We start from the raw sequence: 17189 nt of genomic DNA, 5'->3' as shown, positions 1-17189 counted from the left end.
GTACAGACCGTGGGAACGGTCCCGGTATTACATCAAAAGTGCGTCAGTGGGCCTGTTGCGCCAGCGGTTCGGCCTTGTCCATGCCGCCGGCCCGCTTCGACAGCTGCAGCGGCAAGCCCTGCAGGTGGCGCAGCGCCTGGGCCAATTGAAAATCGGTGTCGCTGCCGAATTCGACCGGTTTGCGGTGGCGCTCGGCGGCCAGGATGCGCATCTGCGCCCTGATGTCGTCCTTGCGCGTGGCTTCCTCGCGCTCGCGGTCATTCGAGAGGTGGCTTTTCAGGTCGGCTTCGCGCATGCGCAGCGCGTTCAGGCCATCGCCGTCGGCGTTTTCGTCGACCGGGAAGTCGGGCACCACGCCGCGCGCCTGGATCGAGCGGCCGCTGGGCGTGTAGTAGCGCGCCGTGGTCAGTTTGACGGCGGTCTCGCCGGCCATCGGGCGGATGGTCTGCACCGAGCCCTTGCCGAAGGTCGGGCTGCCGACGATCGCCGCGCGCTTGTAGTCCTGCAGGGCGCCGGCCACGATTTCCGAGGCCGAGGCCGAGCCGGTATTCACCAGCACCACCATCGGGATGGTCTTGAACAGCGCCGGCACCTTTTTCAGCGGGTCGTCGCCGCGGCCCAGCATGTAGTGCTCGGGGCGGCCGTAGAAGCGCGCCTTCGATTCTTCCAGCTGGCCGTTGGTCGAGACGATTTCGGCGCCGGCGGGCAGGAAGGCGGCGGCGGTGCCGATCGCGCCCTGCAGCAGGCCGCCCGGGTCGTTGCGCAAATCGAGCACCAGGCCTTTCAGGTCCGGCTCCTCGCTCGCCAGCGTGGCGAGTTTGCTCGCCAGGTCGTTGACGGTCGGTTCCTGGAACTGCGAGACCCGCACCCAGGCATAGCCGTCGCCGTGGGACTTGAGGATTTTCCCCTTCACGCTCTTCTGCACGATCTCGTCGCGCACCACCGCGATTTCCAGCGGCGCCGGCGCGCCCGTGCGCAGGATGCTCAGCACGACCTTGGTATGCGGCTCGCCGCGCATGCGCTTGATCGCCTCGTCGATGTCCATGTCCTGCACCTTCGCGCCGTCGATGCGGGCGATCAGGTCGCCGGCCTGGATGCCGGCGCGGGCGGCCGGCGAATCCTCGATCGGGGCGACGATCTTGACGTAGCCTTCGTCGCTCTGGCCGATCTCGATGCCGAGGCCGACGAAGCGGCCCTCGGTGCCCTCGCGCAGCTCACGGTAGGCTTTCTTGTCCAGGTAGGCCGAATGGGGGTCGAGCGCATCGACCATGCCGGACATGGCATGGGTCATCAGCTTGCGGTCTTCGACCGGTTCGACGTAGGTGGATTTGATCAGGCCGTAGACGCCGGCCAGCTGGCGCAGGCTGTCCAGGGGCATGCCGTCCGCGACCGGTTTCTGGGCCAGCGCCGAAAATTGCATCGTGACCGCGACGCCGAGAACGGCGCCCAGGGCGAGGAGGGCGGAATGCTTGAGTTTCGAGCCCATGTGCTGATCGGTCCTTCGATAAGTTTATGCCTGAGCATGGTGGAGTATAACCGTCCCGCGCACGGAACGGACGCCCGGGCCCGGTCTTCGTGAATATGCACGGTGATATAATGGCCCGTTCACGTGCATATGTTGCTTATTTAAAATGAAGAAAGTCCTCATTCTCGGCGTCAACGGCTTCATCGGCCACCATCTGTCCAAGCGCATCCTCGAGACTACCGACTGGGAAGTCTACGGCATGGACATGAATTCCGAGCGCATCACGGAGCTCCTGAGCCACCCGCGCATGCATTTCTTCGAAGGCGATATCACGATCAACAAGGAATGGGTCGAGTACCACGTCAAGAAGTGCGACGTGATCCTGCCGCTGGTCGCCATCGCGACCCCGTCGACCTATGTCCAGGCGCCGCTCAAGGTGTTCGAGCTGGACTTCGAGGCGAACCTGCCGATCGTCCGTTCGGCCGCCAAGTACAGGAAGCACCTGGTGTTCCCGTCGACCTCGGAAGTCTACGGCATGTGCCACGACGACGAATTCGACCCGGAAAACTCGGAACTGGTCTACGGCCCGATCAGCAAGCCGCGCTGGATCTACGCCTGCTCCAAGCAGCTGATGGACCGCGTGATCTGGGGCTACGGCATGGAAGGCCTGAATTTCACCCTGTTCCGCCCGTTCAACTGGATCGGCGCCGGCCTGGATTCGATCCACACTCCGAAAGAGGGTTCCTCACGCGTGCTGACCCAGTTCCTGGGCCATATCGTGCGCGGCGAACCGATCCAGCTGGTCGACGGCGGCGCCCAGAAGCGCTCCTTCACCTATGTCGACGACGGCATCGACGCCCTGGTGCGCATCATCGACAACAAGGATGGCAAGGCCAGCGGCAAGATCTACAACATCGGCAACCCGTCGAACAATTACTCGATCCGCGAACTGGCCCACATGATGCTGGAACTGGCCGCCGAGTACCCGGAATACCGCGACACCGCCAAAGAGGTGAAGCTGGTCGAGACCAGCTCGGGCGCCTACTACGGCGCCGGCTACCAGGACGTGCAGAACCGCGTGCCGAAGATCGAGAACACGGTGTCGGAGCTGGGCTGGTCGCCGCAAGTGAATATGCGCGATGCGCTGGCCAGGATTTTCGATTCCTACAAGGACAATCTGGTCGATGCGAAGGATCTGATTCCGGAGCGCCGCCAGCTGCAGCGCGACTAAGACCCGCTATAGTAAAACAACGCCATTCCCGTGAAAGCGGGAATGGCGTTTTTACGTTTACGGTTTCATTCCCTTTACGATTTAAGGGAACTTGTAAATCCGTGTATGGCCCCGGATAGCGTGCCGTAAGTAATTGTAAGAATCAACACGAGAGAAAATCCCCGAGCCTATAGTTCTTATCAGTTTTTCTCTCTCTCCACTTCTTGAAGTGGTCTTTGCCCACGGTGCCCCCGTGGGCTTTTTTATGGTGACGATCCCTATGCCTACCCGCCTCCTTCGCGCCTGCCTGTTCGCCTGTGCCCTCGGCGCCGCAGGGTCGACGCTTGCCGTCCCGTTGATGGACATGCGCGCCGAAGACCTTGTGCCGATGACGTCCGAATTCAAGAAGTCGCTGAACCTGAACGCCAACCAGCAGACCCTGTGGCAACAGGTCGAAAGCCGCTCGCGCGCCGTGCTGCGCGAGCGCCAGCACCGCCGCGAGGCGCTGCAGGACAAGGCGAAAACGCTGCTGGCGAAGCCGGACGTCGAACTGCGCGAACTGAACGCCCTGGTGGAGGCTGAAAGCGCCGCCGTCGTCCAGGAAGACAAGCAGCTGCGCGAACTCTGGCTCGGCCTGAACGACGCCCTCGACGATACCCAGCGGCGCCAGGTGGCGACCCTGGTGAACGAACAGCTGCTGCGCGTGGTGCCGGAAGGACGTCCGGGTGGCGAGCGGGGCGGCGAGAAGGGCGGAGAACGCGGCGGCCGCGGGATGGGCGGTCACGGCCGTGGCGGCATGGGCGGACCCGGCGGTGGCATGGGCGGCATGGGTGGCAGCGCCGGCGGCATCAATATCGGCGGTTAGACATACATACGATGTATCGTAAAGTAACATCGGGCGCCTGACCCGTATCCTGGCTATGCTTAACGGCTAGAATTTGGTCCAACCGGACGGCAACAGTCCGGGCAACCGATCAACGATAAGCATGAGCAAACTGATCCCGATGGCCTGCCTGGCCTTGCCGGGCACGGCGGGACACGCATGGGCTTCCGCCCAGGAAGAGCAGGCCGCACGCACTGCAGGCCATATGTACCGGCGCCACGCCGGTTCACTCCCATTCCTATTCCAGTGTAATTGCCAGACAACAGCCCGGTTTTGGCAAGCCGGGCTGTGATACATTTGCCGATGGCCACAAGCCGTTCATATCCCGCAACCAAGGACATCTTCGTGAAACGTTACCTTCTGAGCACCCTGACCCTGTCCATGATGGCCGCCTTCGCCGGCGCCGCCGACAATGTCCATTCCGCTGCCGCCGGCACGACCTCCGGCATCGAGACGCAGTACATCGACCAGGGCGTGCGCGTCCAGGACGATTTCTTCGGCCACCTGAACGGCAAATGGCTGCAGACCACGGAAATCCCGTCGGACCGCACCAGCTGGGGCACCTTCATCGCGCTGCGTGACAGCACCCAGGGCCAGATCCGCGGCATCGTCGAAACGGTCCAGAAGAAGCCGGGCAAGAAGGCCGGCAGCGACGAGCAGAAGATCGGCGACCTGTACACCAGCTTCATGGACGAGAAGAAGCTCGAAACCCTCGGCGCGAAGCCGCTGGCCGGCGAGCTGAATCGCATCCGCGCGCTGAAGGACAAGAAGGGCGTGCCGGCCCTGGTGGCCCACCTGTCGCAGATCGGCGTGTCGGTCCCTTACGGCATCGGCGTGGCCCAGGATGCCAAGGAATCGACCAAGTACGCGACCTACATCCGCCAGGGCGGCCTGGGTCTGCCGGACCGCGACTATTATCTGAAGATGGATGACAAGCGCATGGCCGGCATCAAGGCCAAGTACGAGCAGCACGTCGCCAACATGCTGGCGCTCAGCGGCGACAAGGATGCCGCCGCCAAGGCCAAGGCCATCGTCGCCTTCGAGACCGAGCTGGCCCAGGCGCAGTGGAACCGCGTCGACCTGCGCGACCCGAACAAGAGCTACAACAAGATGAGCGTGGACGAGCTGTCCAGGCTGACCCCGGACTACGACTGGAAGGCCGCGCTGGGCGCCGCCGGCATCGGCAACAAAGCGGACTACGTCATCGTCGGCCAGCCGAGCTACATCACCGGCTTCAACCAGGTGCTGGCCAAGACCGATCTCGAGACCGTGAAGTCCTATTTCCAGTGGCAGGTGCTGCGCGAGTTCTCGCCTTTCCTGTCCAAGAAATTCGTCGACGAGCGCTTCGATTTCTACGGCAAGACCCTGTCGGGCGTGAAGGAAATGGAACCGCGCTGGAAGCGTGGCGTCAGCACCGTCGAAGGCGCGCTGGGCGAAGCCCTGGGCCGTGAATACACCGCCCAGTACTTCCCGCCGGAGCGCAAGGCGCGCATGGAAGAGCTGGTGAAGAACGTGCTGGCCGCCTACAAGGAATCCATCGACAAGCTCGACTGGATGGGCCCGGAGACCAAGAAGGAAGCGCAAGCCAAGCTGGCCAAGTTCAACCCGAAGATCGGCTACCCGAACAAGTGGCGCGACTACTCGAAGCTGGCGATCAAGAAGGATGACCTGATCGGCAACGTGATGCGCACCGCGACCTTCAGCTACAACCGCAACATCAACAAGCTGGGCAAGCCGATCGACCGCGAAGAATGGGGCATGACGCCGCAGACCATCAACGCCTACTACAACTCGCGCCTGAACGAGATCGTGTTCCCGGCCGCGATCCTGCAGCCGCCCTTCTTCAACGCCGCCGCGGATGACGCGGTCAACTACGGCGCGATCGGCGCCGTGATCGGCCACGAAATCGGCCACGGCTTCGACGACAAGGGCAGCCAGTCGGACGGCGACGGCAACCTGCGCAACTGGTGGACCAAGGAAGACGAGGCCCGCTTCAAGGCCAAGACCGACATGCTGGTCAAGCAGTACGACGCCTTCGAACCGGTGCCGGGCTACCACGTCAACGGCGCCCTGACCCTGGGCGAGAACATCGGCGACAACTCGGGTCTCGCCATCGCCTATAAAGCCTACAAGATCTCGCTGCACGGCCAGCCGGCCCCGGTGATCGACGGCCTGAGCGGCGACCAGCGCTTCTTCATGGGCTTCGGCCAGGTGTGGCGCTCGAAGATGCGCGACGAGGCGGCGATCAACCAGGTGAAAACCGATCCGCACTCGCCGGGCCAGTTCCGCGCCAACGGCACCCTGCGCAACCAGGCCGCCTTCTATGAAGCCTTCGGCGTCAAGGAAGGCGACAAGATGTACCTGAAGCCTGAAGAGCGCGTCACGATCTGGTAATACCAAGCGCCAGAACAGGGGCGGCGGCGATCCCGCTGCCCCCATCCACCAATAATACCGAGGGAGATGCAAGAATGAAGAAGCAGTACCTGTTGAGCGCCCTGACCCTGGCCCTGATCGCCAGCGTCAGCCACGCAGAGGGCAGCGGCGCCGCCGCCGCCGCGAAAGCCACCGCCACCAAGGGCCAGACCCTGAGCGCCGGCATCGCTACCCAATACATCGAATCGTCCGTGCGCCCGCAGGACGATTTCTTCGAATACCTGAACGGCAAGTGGCTCAAGACCGTCGAGATCCCGTCGGACAAGTCGAGCTGGGGCTCGTTCATGGAACTGCGCGAGAACACCCTGCCGCAGCTGCGCGGCATCATCGAGAACGTCGCCAAGAAGAACGCCGCCAAGGGCACCGACGAACAGCGCATCGGCGACTTCTACGCCAGCTTCATGGACGAAGCGCGCCTGGAACAGCTGGGCGCGACCCCGCTGAAGGGTGAGCTGGACAAGATCGCCGCACTGAAGGACAAGTCGGAGCTGCCGGCCTTGCTGGCCCACCTGGGCAAGATCGGCGTGGGCGTGCCCTTCGACTTCGGCATCCACCAGGACAACAAGGATTCGACCAAGTACGTCGCCGACATCGGCCAGGGCGGCCTGGGCATGCCGGACCGCGACTACTACCTGAAGGCCGACGACGCCAAGCTGGCCGCCACCAAGGCCAAGTACCAGCAGCACGTCGAGAAGATGCTGAGCATGGCCGGCGACAAGAACGCCGCCGCCTCTGCCCGCGCCATCGTCGACTTCGAGACCGAGATCGCCAGGGTGCAGTGGACCAAGGTCGAGCTGCGCGACCCGATCAAGGCCTACAACAAGGTCAACCTGGCCGACCTGAACACGGTCGCCCCGGGCTTCGACTGGAAGACCTGGCTGGACACCACCGGCCTGTCGGGCAAGGCCACCTACGTGATCGTGGGCCAGCCGACCTACCTGAAGTCCTTCATGGAAGTCGCCAACAAGACCCCGATCGATACCTGGAAGGCCTACCTGTCGCTGCACCTGATCGAATCCTACGGCAGCTTCCTGTCGAAGAACTTCGTCGACGAGCGCTTCGACTTCTACGGCAAGACCCTGTCGGGCGTGAAGGAAATGGAACCGCGCTGGAAGCGTGGCGTGGGCGCGGTCGAGCGTTCGCAGGGCGAAGCGGTGGGCAAGCTGTACGTGGACAAGTACTTCTCGGCCGAGAAAAAAGCGCGCATGGAAGCCCTGGTGAAGAACCTGCTGGCCGCCTACAAGCAGTCGATCGACAAGCTCGACTGGATGAGCCCGGCCACCAAGAAGGAAGCGCAAGCCAAGCTGGCCAAGTTCAACCCGAAGATCGGTTACCCGAACAAGTGGAAGGACTATTCGAAGCTGGTGGTGTCGCGTGACGACCTGGTCGGCAACGTGATGCGTTCGCGCGTGGTCGAAGCCGACCGCGAGATCAACAAGCTGGGCAAGCCGATCGACCGCGACGAATGGGGCATGACGCCGCAGACCATCAACGCCTACTACAACCCGGAGATGAATGAAATCGTGTTCCCGGCCGCGATCCTGCAGCCGCCGTTCTTCGACGCCAACGCGGATGACGCGGTCAACTATGGCGGCATCGGCGCCGTGATCGGCCACGAGATCAGCCACGGCTTCGACGACCAGGGCGCCCAGTACGACGGCGACGGCAACCTGCGCGACTGGTGGACCGCATCAGACCACAAGAACTTCAAGGCCAAGACCACCGCACTGGTCAAGCAGTACAACGCCTTCGAGCCACTGCCGGGCTACCACGTGAACGGCGAGCTGACCCTGGGCGAGAACATCGCCGACAACTCCGGCCTGGCGATCGCCTACAAGGCCTATCACATCTCGCTGAAGGGCAAGGCGGCACCGGTGATCGACGGCATGACCGGCGACCAGCGCCTGTACGCGGGCTGGGCGCAGGTGTGGCGCTCGAAGATGCGCGAGCAGCAGCAGATCGTGCAAGTGAAGACCGACCCGCACTCGCCGGGCCAGTACCGCGCCAACGGCACCCTGCGCAACCAGCCGGGCTTCTACGAAGCCTACAAGGTGAAGCAGGGCGACAAGATGTACCTGGCGCCGACCGAGCGCGTGATCATCTGGTAAACACCTCACTGTTGTAATGAAGGCCGCGGCATGCCGCGGCCTTTTTTATTGGCGCTACAATAAGAAGACAACAACAAACGAAGGGACGTCCTGTCATGAAACGCCTTGCATTGAGCGCATTGAGCCTGGCATTGGCCGCCGGCTTCGCTCACGCCGCGCCCGCGGCCAAAACCAGCGCATCCGCCGCCTCGCGCCCGGTCCTGGCCAGCGGCATCGCCACCCAGTACATCGATCCCGCGGTGCGCCCGCAAAACGACTTCTTCGCCCACCTGAACGGCAAGTGGCTGCAGACCGTCGAAATCCCCGCCGACCAGGCCAGCTGGGGCTCCTTCGACCAGTTGTATGAGGATTCGCTGACCCAGCTGCGCGGCATCATCGAGAAAGTCTCGGCCAAGGAGGGCGTCAAAGGCGCCGACGAGCAGCGCATCGGCGACTTCTATGCCAGCTTCATGGACGAGCCGCGCTTGGAACAGCTGGGCATCGCGCCCTTGAAGCCGGAGCTGGACAGGATCGCCGCGCTGAAGGACAAGGCCGAGCTGCCGGCCCTGCTGGCCCACCTCGGCAAGATCGGCGTCAACGTACCCTTCGACTTCGGCATCCACCAGGACAACAAGGACTCCACCAAGTACGTGGCCGACATCGGCCAGGGCGGCCTGGCGATGCCGGACCGCGACTACTACCTGAAGGACGACGACGCCAAGCTGGCCTACGCCAAGGCGAAGTACGAGCAGCACGTCGAGCGCACGCTGACACTGGCCGGCAACCCGCGCGCCGTGTTCGATGCGCGCTCCATCGTCGGCTTCGAGACCGAGATCGCGAAGATCCAGTGGACCAAGGTCGAGCTGCGCGATCCGATCAAGGCCTACAACAAGGTGAACCTGGCCGACCTCGACAAGCTGGCGCCCGGCTACGGCTGGAAGTCCTGGCTGGACGCCGCCGGCCTGTCCGGCAAGACGAGCTACGTCATCGTCGGCCAGCCGAGCTACCTGAAAGCCTTCGTCGAGCTGTCGAACAAGACCTCGCTCGACACCTGGAAGGCTTTTCTAGCGATGCACCTGGTCGACGCCTACGCCGGCTACCTGTCGAAGGCCTTCGTCGACGAGCGCTTCGGCTTCTATGGCAAGACCCTGTCCGGCACCCCGGAGCTGGAACCTCGCTGGAAGCGTGGCGTCGGCGCGGTCGAGCGTGCGCAGGGTGAGGCGCTGGGCAAGCTGTATGTGGCCGAATACTTCCCGCCGGCGCGCAAGGCACGCATGGAGGCGCTGGTGAAGAACCTGCTGGCCGCCTATAAAGAGTCGATCAACAAGCTCGACTGGATGAGCCCCGCCACCAAAAAGGAAGCGCAAGCCAAGCTGGCCAGGTTCACCCCGAAGATCGGCTACCCGAACAAGTGGAAGGATTATTCGAAGCTGGTAGTGAAGCGCGATGACCTGGTCGGCAACGTGATGCGCGCGCGCGTGGTCGCCGCCGACCGCGAGATCGACAAGCTGGGCAAACCCATCGACCGCGACGAGTGGGGCATGACGCCGCAGACGGTGAACGCCTACTACAACCCGGAGATGAACGAGATCGTGTTCCCGGCCGCGATCCTGCAGTCGCCCTTCTTCGACGCCAACGCCGACGACGCGGTGAACTATGGCGGCATCGGCGCCGTGATCGGCCACGAGATCAGCCATGGCTTCGACGACCAGGGCGCCCAGTACGACGGCAACGGCAACTTGCGCGACTGGTGGAGCAAGGCCGACCACAAGAACTTCAAGGCCAAGACCGCGATGCTGGTGAACCAGTACAACGCTTTCGAGCCACTGCCGGGCTACCACGTGAACGGCGAGCTGACCCTGGGCGAGAACATCGCCGACAACTCCGGCCTGGCGATCGCCACCAAGGCTTATAAAATCTCGCTGAAGGGGAAGAAGGCGCCGGTCATCGACGGCTACACCGGCGAGCAGCGCCTGTACATGGGCTGGGCCCAGGTGTGGCGCGCCAAGATGCGCGAGCAGCAGACCATCGCGCAGATCAAGGCCGACCCGCACTCGCCGGATGCGTTCCGCGCCAACGGCACGCTGCGCAACCAGCCGGGCTTTTATGAAGCCTTCGGCGTCAAGCCGGGGGACAAGATGTACCTGGCGCCGAAGGAGCGGGTGATTATCTGGTGAAGCGCATCCGGTGATAAACACCTTTTAAGCGCCCTGCATCGCGCCGCGGCCACTGTTGTCCGCCGGTTTACCCGGCAGACAACAGTGGCCCTTTTATATGTTGCTAAACGAACTCTTCCGCATTACCCTGTACAAAAAATCACTTTGATATAAGTCAAACTGCGTCCTGCAGCGGCTTTCGCGTCCAGAACTCTGCCCAGCCTAAAAGCATATCCATGCTGTTCAATTCGTTTACTTTTCTTTTCCTTTTCCTGCCGCTGACTGCGCTCGGCTATTTCATGCTCGCCCGGAAGAGCCATGAATATGCCGCCGCATGGCTGGCGCTGGCATCGCTGATCTTTTATGGCTGGTGGAGTGTGGCTTACATTCCGCTGCTGCTGGGCTCCATCGTCTTCAATTACTGGATGGGGCAACGCATAGGCGCGGCCAGCGGACCGGCGCGCAAGCAGTGGCTGACGGCCGCGGTCGGCGCCGACCTGCTGCTGCTCGCCTATTACAAATACACCGACTTTTTCATTTCGGGCGTCAATGGCCTGACCGGCGCCGATATCCCGGCGCTGCATATCATTCTTCCGATCGGTATTTCCTTCTTCACCTTCACCCAGATCGCTTATCTGGTGGACACCTACCAGAGCAAGGTGAGCGAATCCCGCTTCCTGCATTACGTCCTGTTCATCACTTATTTCCCGCACTTGATTGCCGGCCCGGTCCTGCATCACGCGGAAATGATGCCGCAATTCGGCCGCGCCGCCAGCTACCGCTTTTCAAACCGGAACCTGGCGGTCGGCCTGAGTATTTTTGCGATCGGTCTGGCCAAGAAAGTCCTGATTGCCGATAACCTCGCGCCCTACGCGAACTTCCTCTTCGATAAAAGCGACATGTTTTCGCTGGCCCTGGCATGGGGTGGCGTGCTGGCCTATGCCTTCCAGCTCTACTTCGATTTTTCCGGCTATTCGGACATGGCGATCGGCATCTCGCTGCTGTTTGGCATCCGCCTGCCGCTGAATTTCGATTCGCCGTATAAATCCGTGAACATCGTCGAGTTCTGGCGGCGCTGGCACATGACCCTATCCCGCTTCCTGCGCGACTACCTGTATGTGCCGCTCGGCGGCAACCGCAAGGGACGGGTACGGCGTTACGTGAACCTGATGCTGACCATGGTGCTCGGCGGCCTGTGGCATGGCGCGGGCCTGAATTACGTGATCTGGGGCTTGCTGCACGGCGTCTACCTGGTCATCAATCACAGCTGGGAAGCCCTGGCGACCAGGATCGGCTTCCCCCGCACGTCGCGTCCGTGGGCCCTCTTCAGCGTCGCGCTGACCTTTGCCGCGGTGTGCGTCGCCTGGGTGTTCTTCCGCGCGGCCGACATGGGCAAGGCGCTGCTGATCCTGCAGGGCATGGCCGGTGTCCACGGCCTTGGCCTGCCGGCATCGATCGGTGCGCAGCTCGGCGGCCTGAAGCCGGTGCTCGAGCATTGGGGCGTCGTGTTTTATATGGGCGGCGGCTCGCGTTTCCTCGAAACCTGGCAATGGGTGGTCATCGGCGGCCTGATCGCCTTCTGCCTGCCGAATACCCAGCAGATCATGGTCCGCTACGAGTCGGCGCTGGGCGGCGCCAGCCGGCCGTACCGCGCCACATGGCAGGTCTGGCAGCCGTCCAGGCGCTGGGGCATCTATATCGGCGCCATTTTATTGGGCAGCATGCTGTCGCTCAGCCGCCCTGCCGAATTCCTTTATTTCCAGTTTTAAGGTCGAACGATGGAACATATCCACAGCCAGGATGATGAGTTCGCCAGCCTGCCCGGCGTCGCGGCGGCAGCGGAACGTACGCCGTCTTTCGCCGTCTTCACGGCATGGTGCGCAGGCATCCTTGCCGCCGGTGCGGTATTGGTCACGGGTTTCGTCGTCGTGGCCGACCCATATCACCAGTTCGGCCTGGTCGATGCCGAAGGCTTCAATCGCATCAAACCGCTGCCGGAACAGTATCGCGAGCAAATCAAGGTCGCCCAGGCCAAAACGGCCCGTCCCAAGGCGCTCTTGCTGGGCAATTCGCGGGTCGAAGTCGGTTTCGATCCGGACAGCGGACCCTTGCACTCGCACGGCTATCCGGCTTACAACCTGGCCCTGGCCGGAACTAGCCTGGCGGTCTCGCAGCGTGTCTTCGAAGAGGTGCGACGCGACGTTCCGCCTCCCGCGATGGCGGTGGTCGGCGTCGAGTTCCTGGATTTCCTGGTGCAGCCGGACAGCCAGCCGGCATCCCAGCCGGCCAATGCGCAGTCGTGGCAATGGCGCGTGGACACCGTGTTTTCCCTGAAATCGCTGATGGACGCCGCGCGCACCTTGTCGATCCAGAAAGCGCCGGAAGTGGAGACCCTGACGGCGAGCGGCCATACGCCCTTGCTCGAGTACCGGAAATATGCGCGCCAGGAGGGCTATAACGCCATCTTCAAGCAACGCGCGCAGGAAAACGCCAAGAACCTGGTGCGCAAGCCGGCCAACCTGTTCCTCAAGGGCACCGGCAGTTCAGCCAGCATTGACCGCCTGCGCGAAATGCTGGCGCGCATGGCGCAGGACGGCACCGAAGTGAACTTGGTTATCTATCCCTACCATGCCCAGCTGATGGCCATGTTCGAGGAAGCCGGGCTGCAGCCGACGATGGAAGAATGGAAGCGCGTGCTGGTGCAGGAGGTCGATGCAATGCGCCGGCGCCAGCCGAATGCCCGCATCCATCTCTGGGACTTCAGCGGCTTCGATGCGGTCCAGTGCGAAGCGATTCCGGCAGCAGGCGATCTGCGCAGCACCACGAAATGGTATTGGGAAGCCGGCCACTTCAAGTCCGCCACCGGGGACTTGATCCTGCGCCGCGTACTGGGAGAAGAAGTGCCGTTCGGCATTGCGCTGACGGCACAGAATCTGGAACAGAACCGCCAGCGCATCGCGGCCGAGCGCGCACGGTGCCTGGGCAGTATTCCGGAGATCTTTGCAGATGCGCGCGCGACGATTGCCGACGCGCGCACCCACGCGCACTGATTACTGCGCCTCGTAGGCGCCGATGTCGAGATTGCCCAGCACCGGACGGGCCACGCCGGACGCCGTGTGCTTGTACTGCGCGACCGGCTTGAGCGAGACGCCGCTGCTCGAGGTACCCGGGGTCGAACCGGCGTTGGTCACCAACGCATTCGCCAGTGGACGCAGGTCCCAGGCCGAGCGGCTCACGAAGCCCGGTGACACCGAGCGGTAGTTGGTCTTCTGGACCGCGCTGGTCTGGGTGCTCAGGGTGCCGGTGCCGCCGAAGATGTTGTTCTGCAGCAGGACCGGGGTGGTCACGCCCGAACCGACCATCACGAAGGTGCCGCTCGAGCTGTTGTCGTTCAGGAAGGTGTTGTTCACCACGTACAGGTCCTTGCCCGGGTTGCTCGCGCCTTCTTCGCCGTAGGCCAGCAGGGTCGGGTTGCCGTTGACAGACGGCTGCTGGATCACGTTACCGATCACATAGGAAGTGCCGGCGTTCGGCAGGTCGATCTCGTAGCTCGGCTTGCCGATCGCGGTGCTGCCGGCCACGCCGGACGAGAAGCGGTTGTACACGATCGTGTTGACGCGTGCACGCGACTTCAGGTTGTGGCCGATGTTCGCGTCGTGCGAATAGTTGTAGCGGAAGGTCAGGCTGCCGACGTTGTTGATGTACAGGTTGTGGCTGTAACCGTCGCCATAGCCGTTGTGGCCGAACTCGCTGTATTCGATCACGATATTGCTCGAGGTATTCGAGTTGCTCAGGATACCGTTCTCGTTATCGTGCAGGAAGGAATTCCTCAGCGTGAAGTTGACGCCTTCAAGGCGCAGCGCGGCGCCGTTCTTGTCGGCGACCTTGGCGCCGTACATCTCGACGTTGTCGACGGTGACGTTGCTGCCTGAAACCACCCAGATACCTTTACCCATGGCGTTTTTGCCGTTGGCATTGATCTTCGGGCGGCCGTTCACGCCGCGGATGGTGATGTTGCTGGCGTAGACGCCGCAGACGTCGCCGCTATAGGTCGTGTTGCCGGTAATTTCGACCACGTCGCCGCTTTTCGCGACAGCGATGGCCTTGCAAGGGCTTGCGTAGATTTTGCCCGGACCCACCGACAAGGTGGCGGCCGAAGCGGACGATGCGAATGCCAGGCCGAGAAGAGCGGCCGGAACGAAGATGGAAGTCTTACGGGTGGACGGGTTGATTCGACCTTGCATGTGTTTCCTCTAGTCCAAGAAAGAGAGTCCGTTTCGAAAGTCAATGCTTATCGGAAACGCGAAACCTCAAGCTTAGCGAACAAATTGTGACGCGGAAAGTAACCATGTGTAACAAGATTGATGACTAAATGTTCTTTTTCCTAGGCATCGCTCTATGACAGAGCTTATTTTTGTCGTGCAGAAAATTGTTACAGAAAAAATTAAAGTAATGGCGTAAAAGCGACAAGAAGTTACAAGAAGGCATGTAAAAAAACCGAGGCAGCGCTGGCTGGCGCTACCTCGGCTTGCGTGCAGATTAGATCAGGTCAAATCAGCGCGGAACGATGGCAAACTGCGGGCCGTTGCCGTAGTTGGGCTTGACGCTACGGCCTGCGAACAGGGCCCAAGCGTTCTTGCCTACGTTGCCACCGACGGTTGCGGCGTACGACAGTGCCGGCTGCATGTTCGACGGATAGCCGTCCGGTTGCGATGCGTAGCCCTTCATTTCACCGACCTTCAGGCCGAGCTTGCTTGCCATGGCGGCGCTATTGCATTCCAAGGCCAGGATGTCGGCCGTGTGGCTGGCTTTGTAGGCTTCGGCGATCGTGTTGTAGAACGGGCTGGTCGACGAATCGCGTACCTTCATCGAGTAGATAGCGGCATCGATCCAGCAGGTGCCTGCACCCACCATGCGGGCGATCGGGAACTTCGCTTTCCATGCCAGCAAGGCGTTCGCCTTGGTAAAGCCGAGTTCAGCGCTATGACCGACGGCCGAGGTGAAGAAGTCATCCTGCCAAGGAGCGAGACCGGTACCGTTGTCGTAGCCGAGAGCATGGCTGTCGGTCAGAACGCCCAGGCCGGTTGCAGACGGATTGTTCGTATAGGTCGCGTTGTAGAAGTCCAAGTTGTTGTTGACGATGTTCGTGAACGTCGCCTTCAACGGGTTGCTGTCCGGCGTGATGTAAGCCGCTTCGGACGCGGTGCGCAAGCTCCAGGCCTGGCCGCGGATCTGGTCGGACACATACAGGCCTTTTGCGTACTGGCGGTAGTAAGGATTCGACGAGAACGAGTTCCACATCGCCCAGAACTGCAGCTCTTCCAGGTAGTAATAGTCACCCGTGACAAGGTAAGGCAGGTAGGCCAGGTTCGGTTGGTGCGCCGCGTCGTGCGTGTTCGGCGTGGTGCAAGCCGTCGACGATGCACATGCCGGGAAGGCTTCGTATTGCTTGGTCGCCGTATTAAAGGTGTCGGTGGCGCGGGCCAGGATCGTGGCGTAAGGATAGTCTGCCACGCTCATGGGCCGATCGGTCTTGCGGTCGCGGTAGTGCGACGACCAGCTGCCCGACAGGTCGGCAGTACCAAGCATGACTTCCTTGGCGCGCTTGTCCATGCTCAACAGATAGGTCGCGCTCCAGCCCGGCAGCAGGCCGATATCAGGACGGCCGCCGGTGTTCGGCATATACGAAATCGCCATGCCCGTGCCCATCGGTTGCGTCAGGTTACCGGTCCACTTCGTCTTCAGCGCCGCCAGTGCGGTTTCCGGAACGACCACGCTCTGGTCGTAGTTCGGGATCGCCTTCGAGGCGATCAGGTAAGCCGTGTTGTGCTTGACGTTGAGTTCCGGTGCAGCAGTGTTGTACCAGAACACCTGACGCCAGCGGGCATGGTGGTAATGGGTCATCGCGGCTTTGCTGTAGACCGACTTGCCGCCCATGACGACGCTGGCGTCATATGTGAAGTTCTGCGGCGACGGTTCATACGCCCAGTCGTTCTCGACAACGACATCGACGCGCGCCTTGTTCGTACCGGCATACCAGCGAACGGCGAAACGCGCCGAGAGGTGCGGGTGCTGTGCGCCGCTGCTGGTACGCAGCGGGGCCGAAACTTGCCATTCGGTGGCGATCGGGCCGTTCAGCCAAGTGGTCGCAGTGGCGCTCTTCAGTAGCTCGTCGGCCGAGGCGTAGTAATCGACGCCGCCAATTTTGGCGTGGACTGACGCGGTGAAGCCGCTGCGCAGCAGGGAATCGGTGGTGACGGTGCCGGTCGGCGCGGTGCCGCCTTTCACCAGCGACATGGTGCGCACCTTGGCCGGGGCGATGCTCGGCACGACAGCAGAAATAATGGCATGGCGCACCGAGCCGTCGGGGTGAGTCGCCTTGACGTCGACCTGCAGCGGCACCGTGGTGCCGTCTTCCAGGCGACCGGTCAGCTTGTCGGTTGCGAGCAGGTTGCCTTGAGCGAAAACTTGACCGAAAGTCACAGGAACATTGGTCTGGGTTGCGCTCGTGCTGGTGTTTTCGAAACGGATATCGGTAATGCCCGTGCCGGAGACGGCAGTGGGCGTGGTCGTGCCGCCGGTCGAGGGCGGCACGGTGGTGGTGATCGGGCCGGTCAGTATGCCCGGCAGGGAGGTGCTGAGGGACGCAGCGGTCTGGGCGCTGGAAGCGGTGCCCTGGGTCTGATCGCTACCCGCGCCACAGGCGGCGAGTGCGGAGCTGGCGACAACAACGGAAAGACGCCGGAGCGACAAGAAGTTTTTAACAGATTTCATTTCGGGTTTCTCTGGTTAAGCGCTAGTCGGTTTCTTTTTGTTCGGTAACGCTAGATTACGCCAAAGAAATTAGTGATGCACGGAAAAAGTCAAATAAGTGGCTGTTTGTTCCCGTAGGGCAACGAAATATTGTCTAGCAACTTATGAATATTATTCGGAAGCAATGTAATTTCGACAGTTT

The 17189-nt window shown here is 62.1% G+C and carries 10 protein-coding genes; 7 read left to right on the top strand and 3 right to left on the bottom strand.

What is annotated here, in order from left to right:
* Positions 1 to 43: 43 nt before the first annotated feature.
* Entirely contained in the window at positions 44 to 1486 is a 1443-nt protein-coding gene (locus LQV39_RS10965) for a S41 family peptidase (RefSeq protein WP_230025284.1), read from the bottom strand.
* A 145-nt stretch (positions 1487 to 1631) separates the two neighbouring features.
* Between LQV39_RS10965 and LQV39_RS10960 the strand changes: the two genes are divergently transcribed.
* From LQV39_RS10960 to LQV39_RS10930, 7 genes are all read left to right on the top strand, one after another.
* On the top strand, positions 1632 to 2696 hold the full coding sequence (locus LQV39_RS10960) for a bifunctional UDP-4-keto-pentose/UDP-xylose synthase (RefSeq protein WP_230025282.1): 1065 nt from the start codon (positions 1632 to 1634) through the stop codon (positions 2694 to 2696).
* A 259-nt stretch (positions 2697 to 2955) separates the two neighbouring features.
* On the top strand, positions 2956 to 3540 hold the full coding sequence (locus tag LQV39_RS26375) for a hypothetical protein (protein ID WP_290368575.1): 585 nt from the start codon (positions 2956 to 2958) through the stop codon (positions 3538 to 3540).
* A 363-nt stretch (positions 3541 to 3903) separates the two neighbouring features.
* Entirely contained in the window at positions 3904 to 5952 is a 2049-nt protein-coding gene (locus tag LQV39_RS10950; RefSeq protein ID WP_230025280.1) for a M13 family metallopeptidase, read from the top strand.
* A gap of 74 nt (positions 5953 to 6026) precedes the next feature.
* Complete coding sequence (locus LQV39_RS10945) at positions 6027 to 8099, top strand: M13 family metallopeptidase (protein ID WP_230025278.1); 2073 nt, start codon at positions 6027 to 6029, stop codon at positions 8097 to 8099.
* A 95-nt stretch (positions 8100 to 8194) separates the two neighbouring features.
* On the top strand, positions 8195 to 10255 hold the full coding sequence (locus LQV39_RS10940) for a M13 family metallopeptidase (RefSeq protein WP_230025276.1): 2061 nt from the start codon (positions 8195 to 8197) through the stop codon (positions 10253 to 10255).
* 215 nt (positions 10256 to 10470) lie between these two features.
* Complete coding sequence (locus LQV39_RS10935) at positions 10471 to 12003, top strand: MBOAT family protein (protein ID WP_230025273.1); 1533 nt, start codon at positions 10471 to 10473, stop codon at positions 12001 to 12003.
* Positions 12004 to 12012: 9 nt separating this feature from the next.
* Positions 12013 to 13284 carry a hypothetical protein gene (locus LQV39_RS10930; RefSeq protein WP_230025270.1) on the top strand — a complete coding sequence of 424 codons (1272 nt, stop codon included), beginning with the start codon at positions 12013 to 12015 and terminating at the stop codon, positions 13282 to 13284.
* Here the strand turns inward: LQV39_RS10930 and LQV39_RS10925 are convergent, their stop codons facing one another.
* Both LQV39_RS10925 and LQV39_RS10920 read right to left on the bottom strand, forming a co-directional pair.
* A complete protein-coding gene (locus LQV39_RS10925; protein ID WP_230025268.1) occupies positions 13285 to 14478 on the bottom strand; it encodes a hypothetical protein in 1194 nt (397 codons plus the stop codon).
* Positions 14479 to 14788: 310 nt separating this feature from the next.
* Positions 14789 to 17008, bottom strand: a complete 2220-nt coding sequence (locus LQV39_RS10920) for a hypothetical protein (RefSeq protein ID WP_230025266.1) — start codon at positions 17006 to 17008, stop codon at positions 14789 to 14791.
* Positions 17009 to 17189 lie beyond the last annotated feature (181 nt).

The sequence above is a fragment of the Massilia sp. Bi118 genome, assembly GCF_918697865.1.
GTDB lineage: Bacteria > Pseudomonadota > Gammaproteobacteria > Burkholderiales > Burkholderiaceae_D > Telluria.
Note: the sequence above shows the minus strand (reverse complement) of the source record. Positions and strands in the feature narration are given on the sequence as shown.

What these genes read in the sequence shown, in the direction of transcription:
- LQV39_RS10965 (WP_230025284.1), bottom strand. Translation starts at nt 1,486, where the DNA reads ATGGGCTCGAAACTCAAGCATTCCGCCCTCCTCGCCCTGGGCGCCGTT.
- LQV39_RS10945 (WP_230025278.1), top strand. Translation starts at nt 6,027, where the DNA reads ATGAAGAAGCAGTACCTGTTGAGCGCCCTGACCCTGGCCCTGATCGCC.
- LQV39_RS10920 (WP_230025266.1), bottom strand. Translation starts at nt 17,008, where the DNA reads ATGAAATCTGTTAAAAACTTCTTGTCGCTCCGGCGTCTTTCCGTTGTT.
- LQV39_RS10925 (WP_230025268.1), bottom strand. Translation starts at nt 14,478, where the DNA reads ATGCAAGGTCGAATCAACCCGTCCACCCGTAAGACTTCCATCTTCGTT.
- LQV39_RS10940 (WP_230025276.1), top strand. Translation starts at nt 8,195, where the DNA reads ATGAAACGCCTTGCATTGAGCGCATTGAGCCTGGCATTGGCCGCCGGC.
- LQV39_RS10960 (WP_230025282.1), top strand. Translation starts at nt 1,632, where the DNA reads ATGAAGAAAGTCCTCATTCTCGGCGTCAACGGCTTCATCGGCCACCAT.
- LQV39_RS10930 (WP_230025270.1), top strand. Translation starts at nt 12,013, where the DNA reads ATGGAACATATCCACAGCCAGGATGATGAGTTCGCCAGCCTGCCCGGC.
- LQV39_RS26375 (WP_290368575.1), top strand. Translation starts at nt 2,956, where the DNA reads ATGCCTACCCGCCTCCTTCGCGCCTGCCTGTTCGCCTGTGCCCTCGGC.
- LQV39_RS10935 (WP_230025273.1), top strand. Translation starts at nt 10,471, where the DNA reads ATGCTGTTCAATTCGTTTACTTTTCTTTTCCTTTTCCTGCCGCTGACT.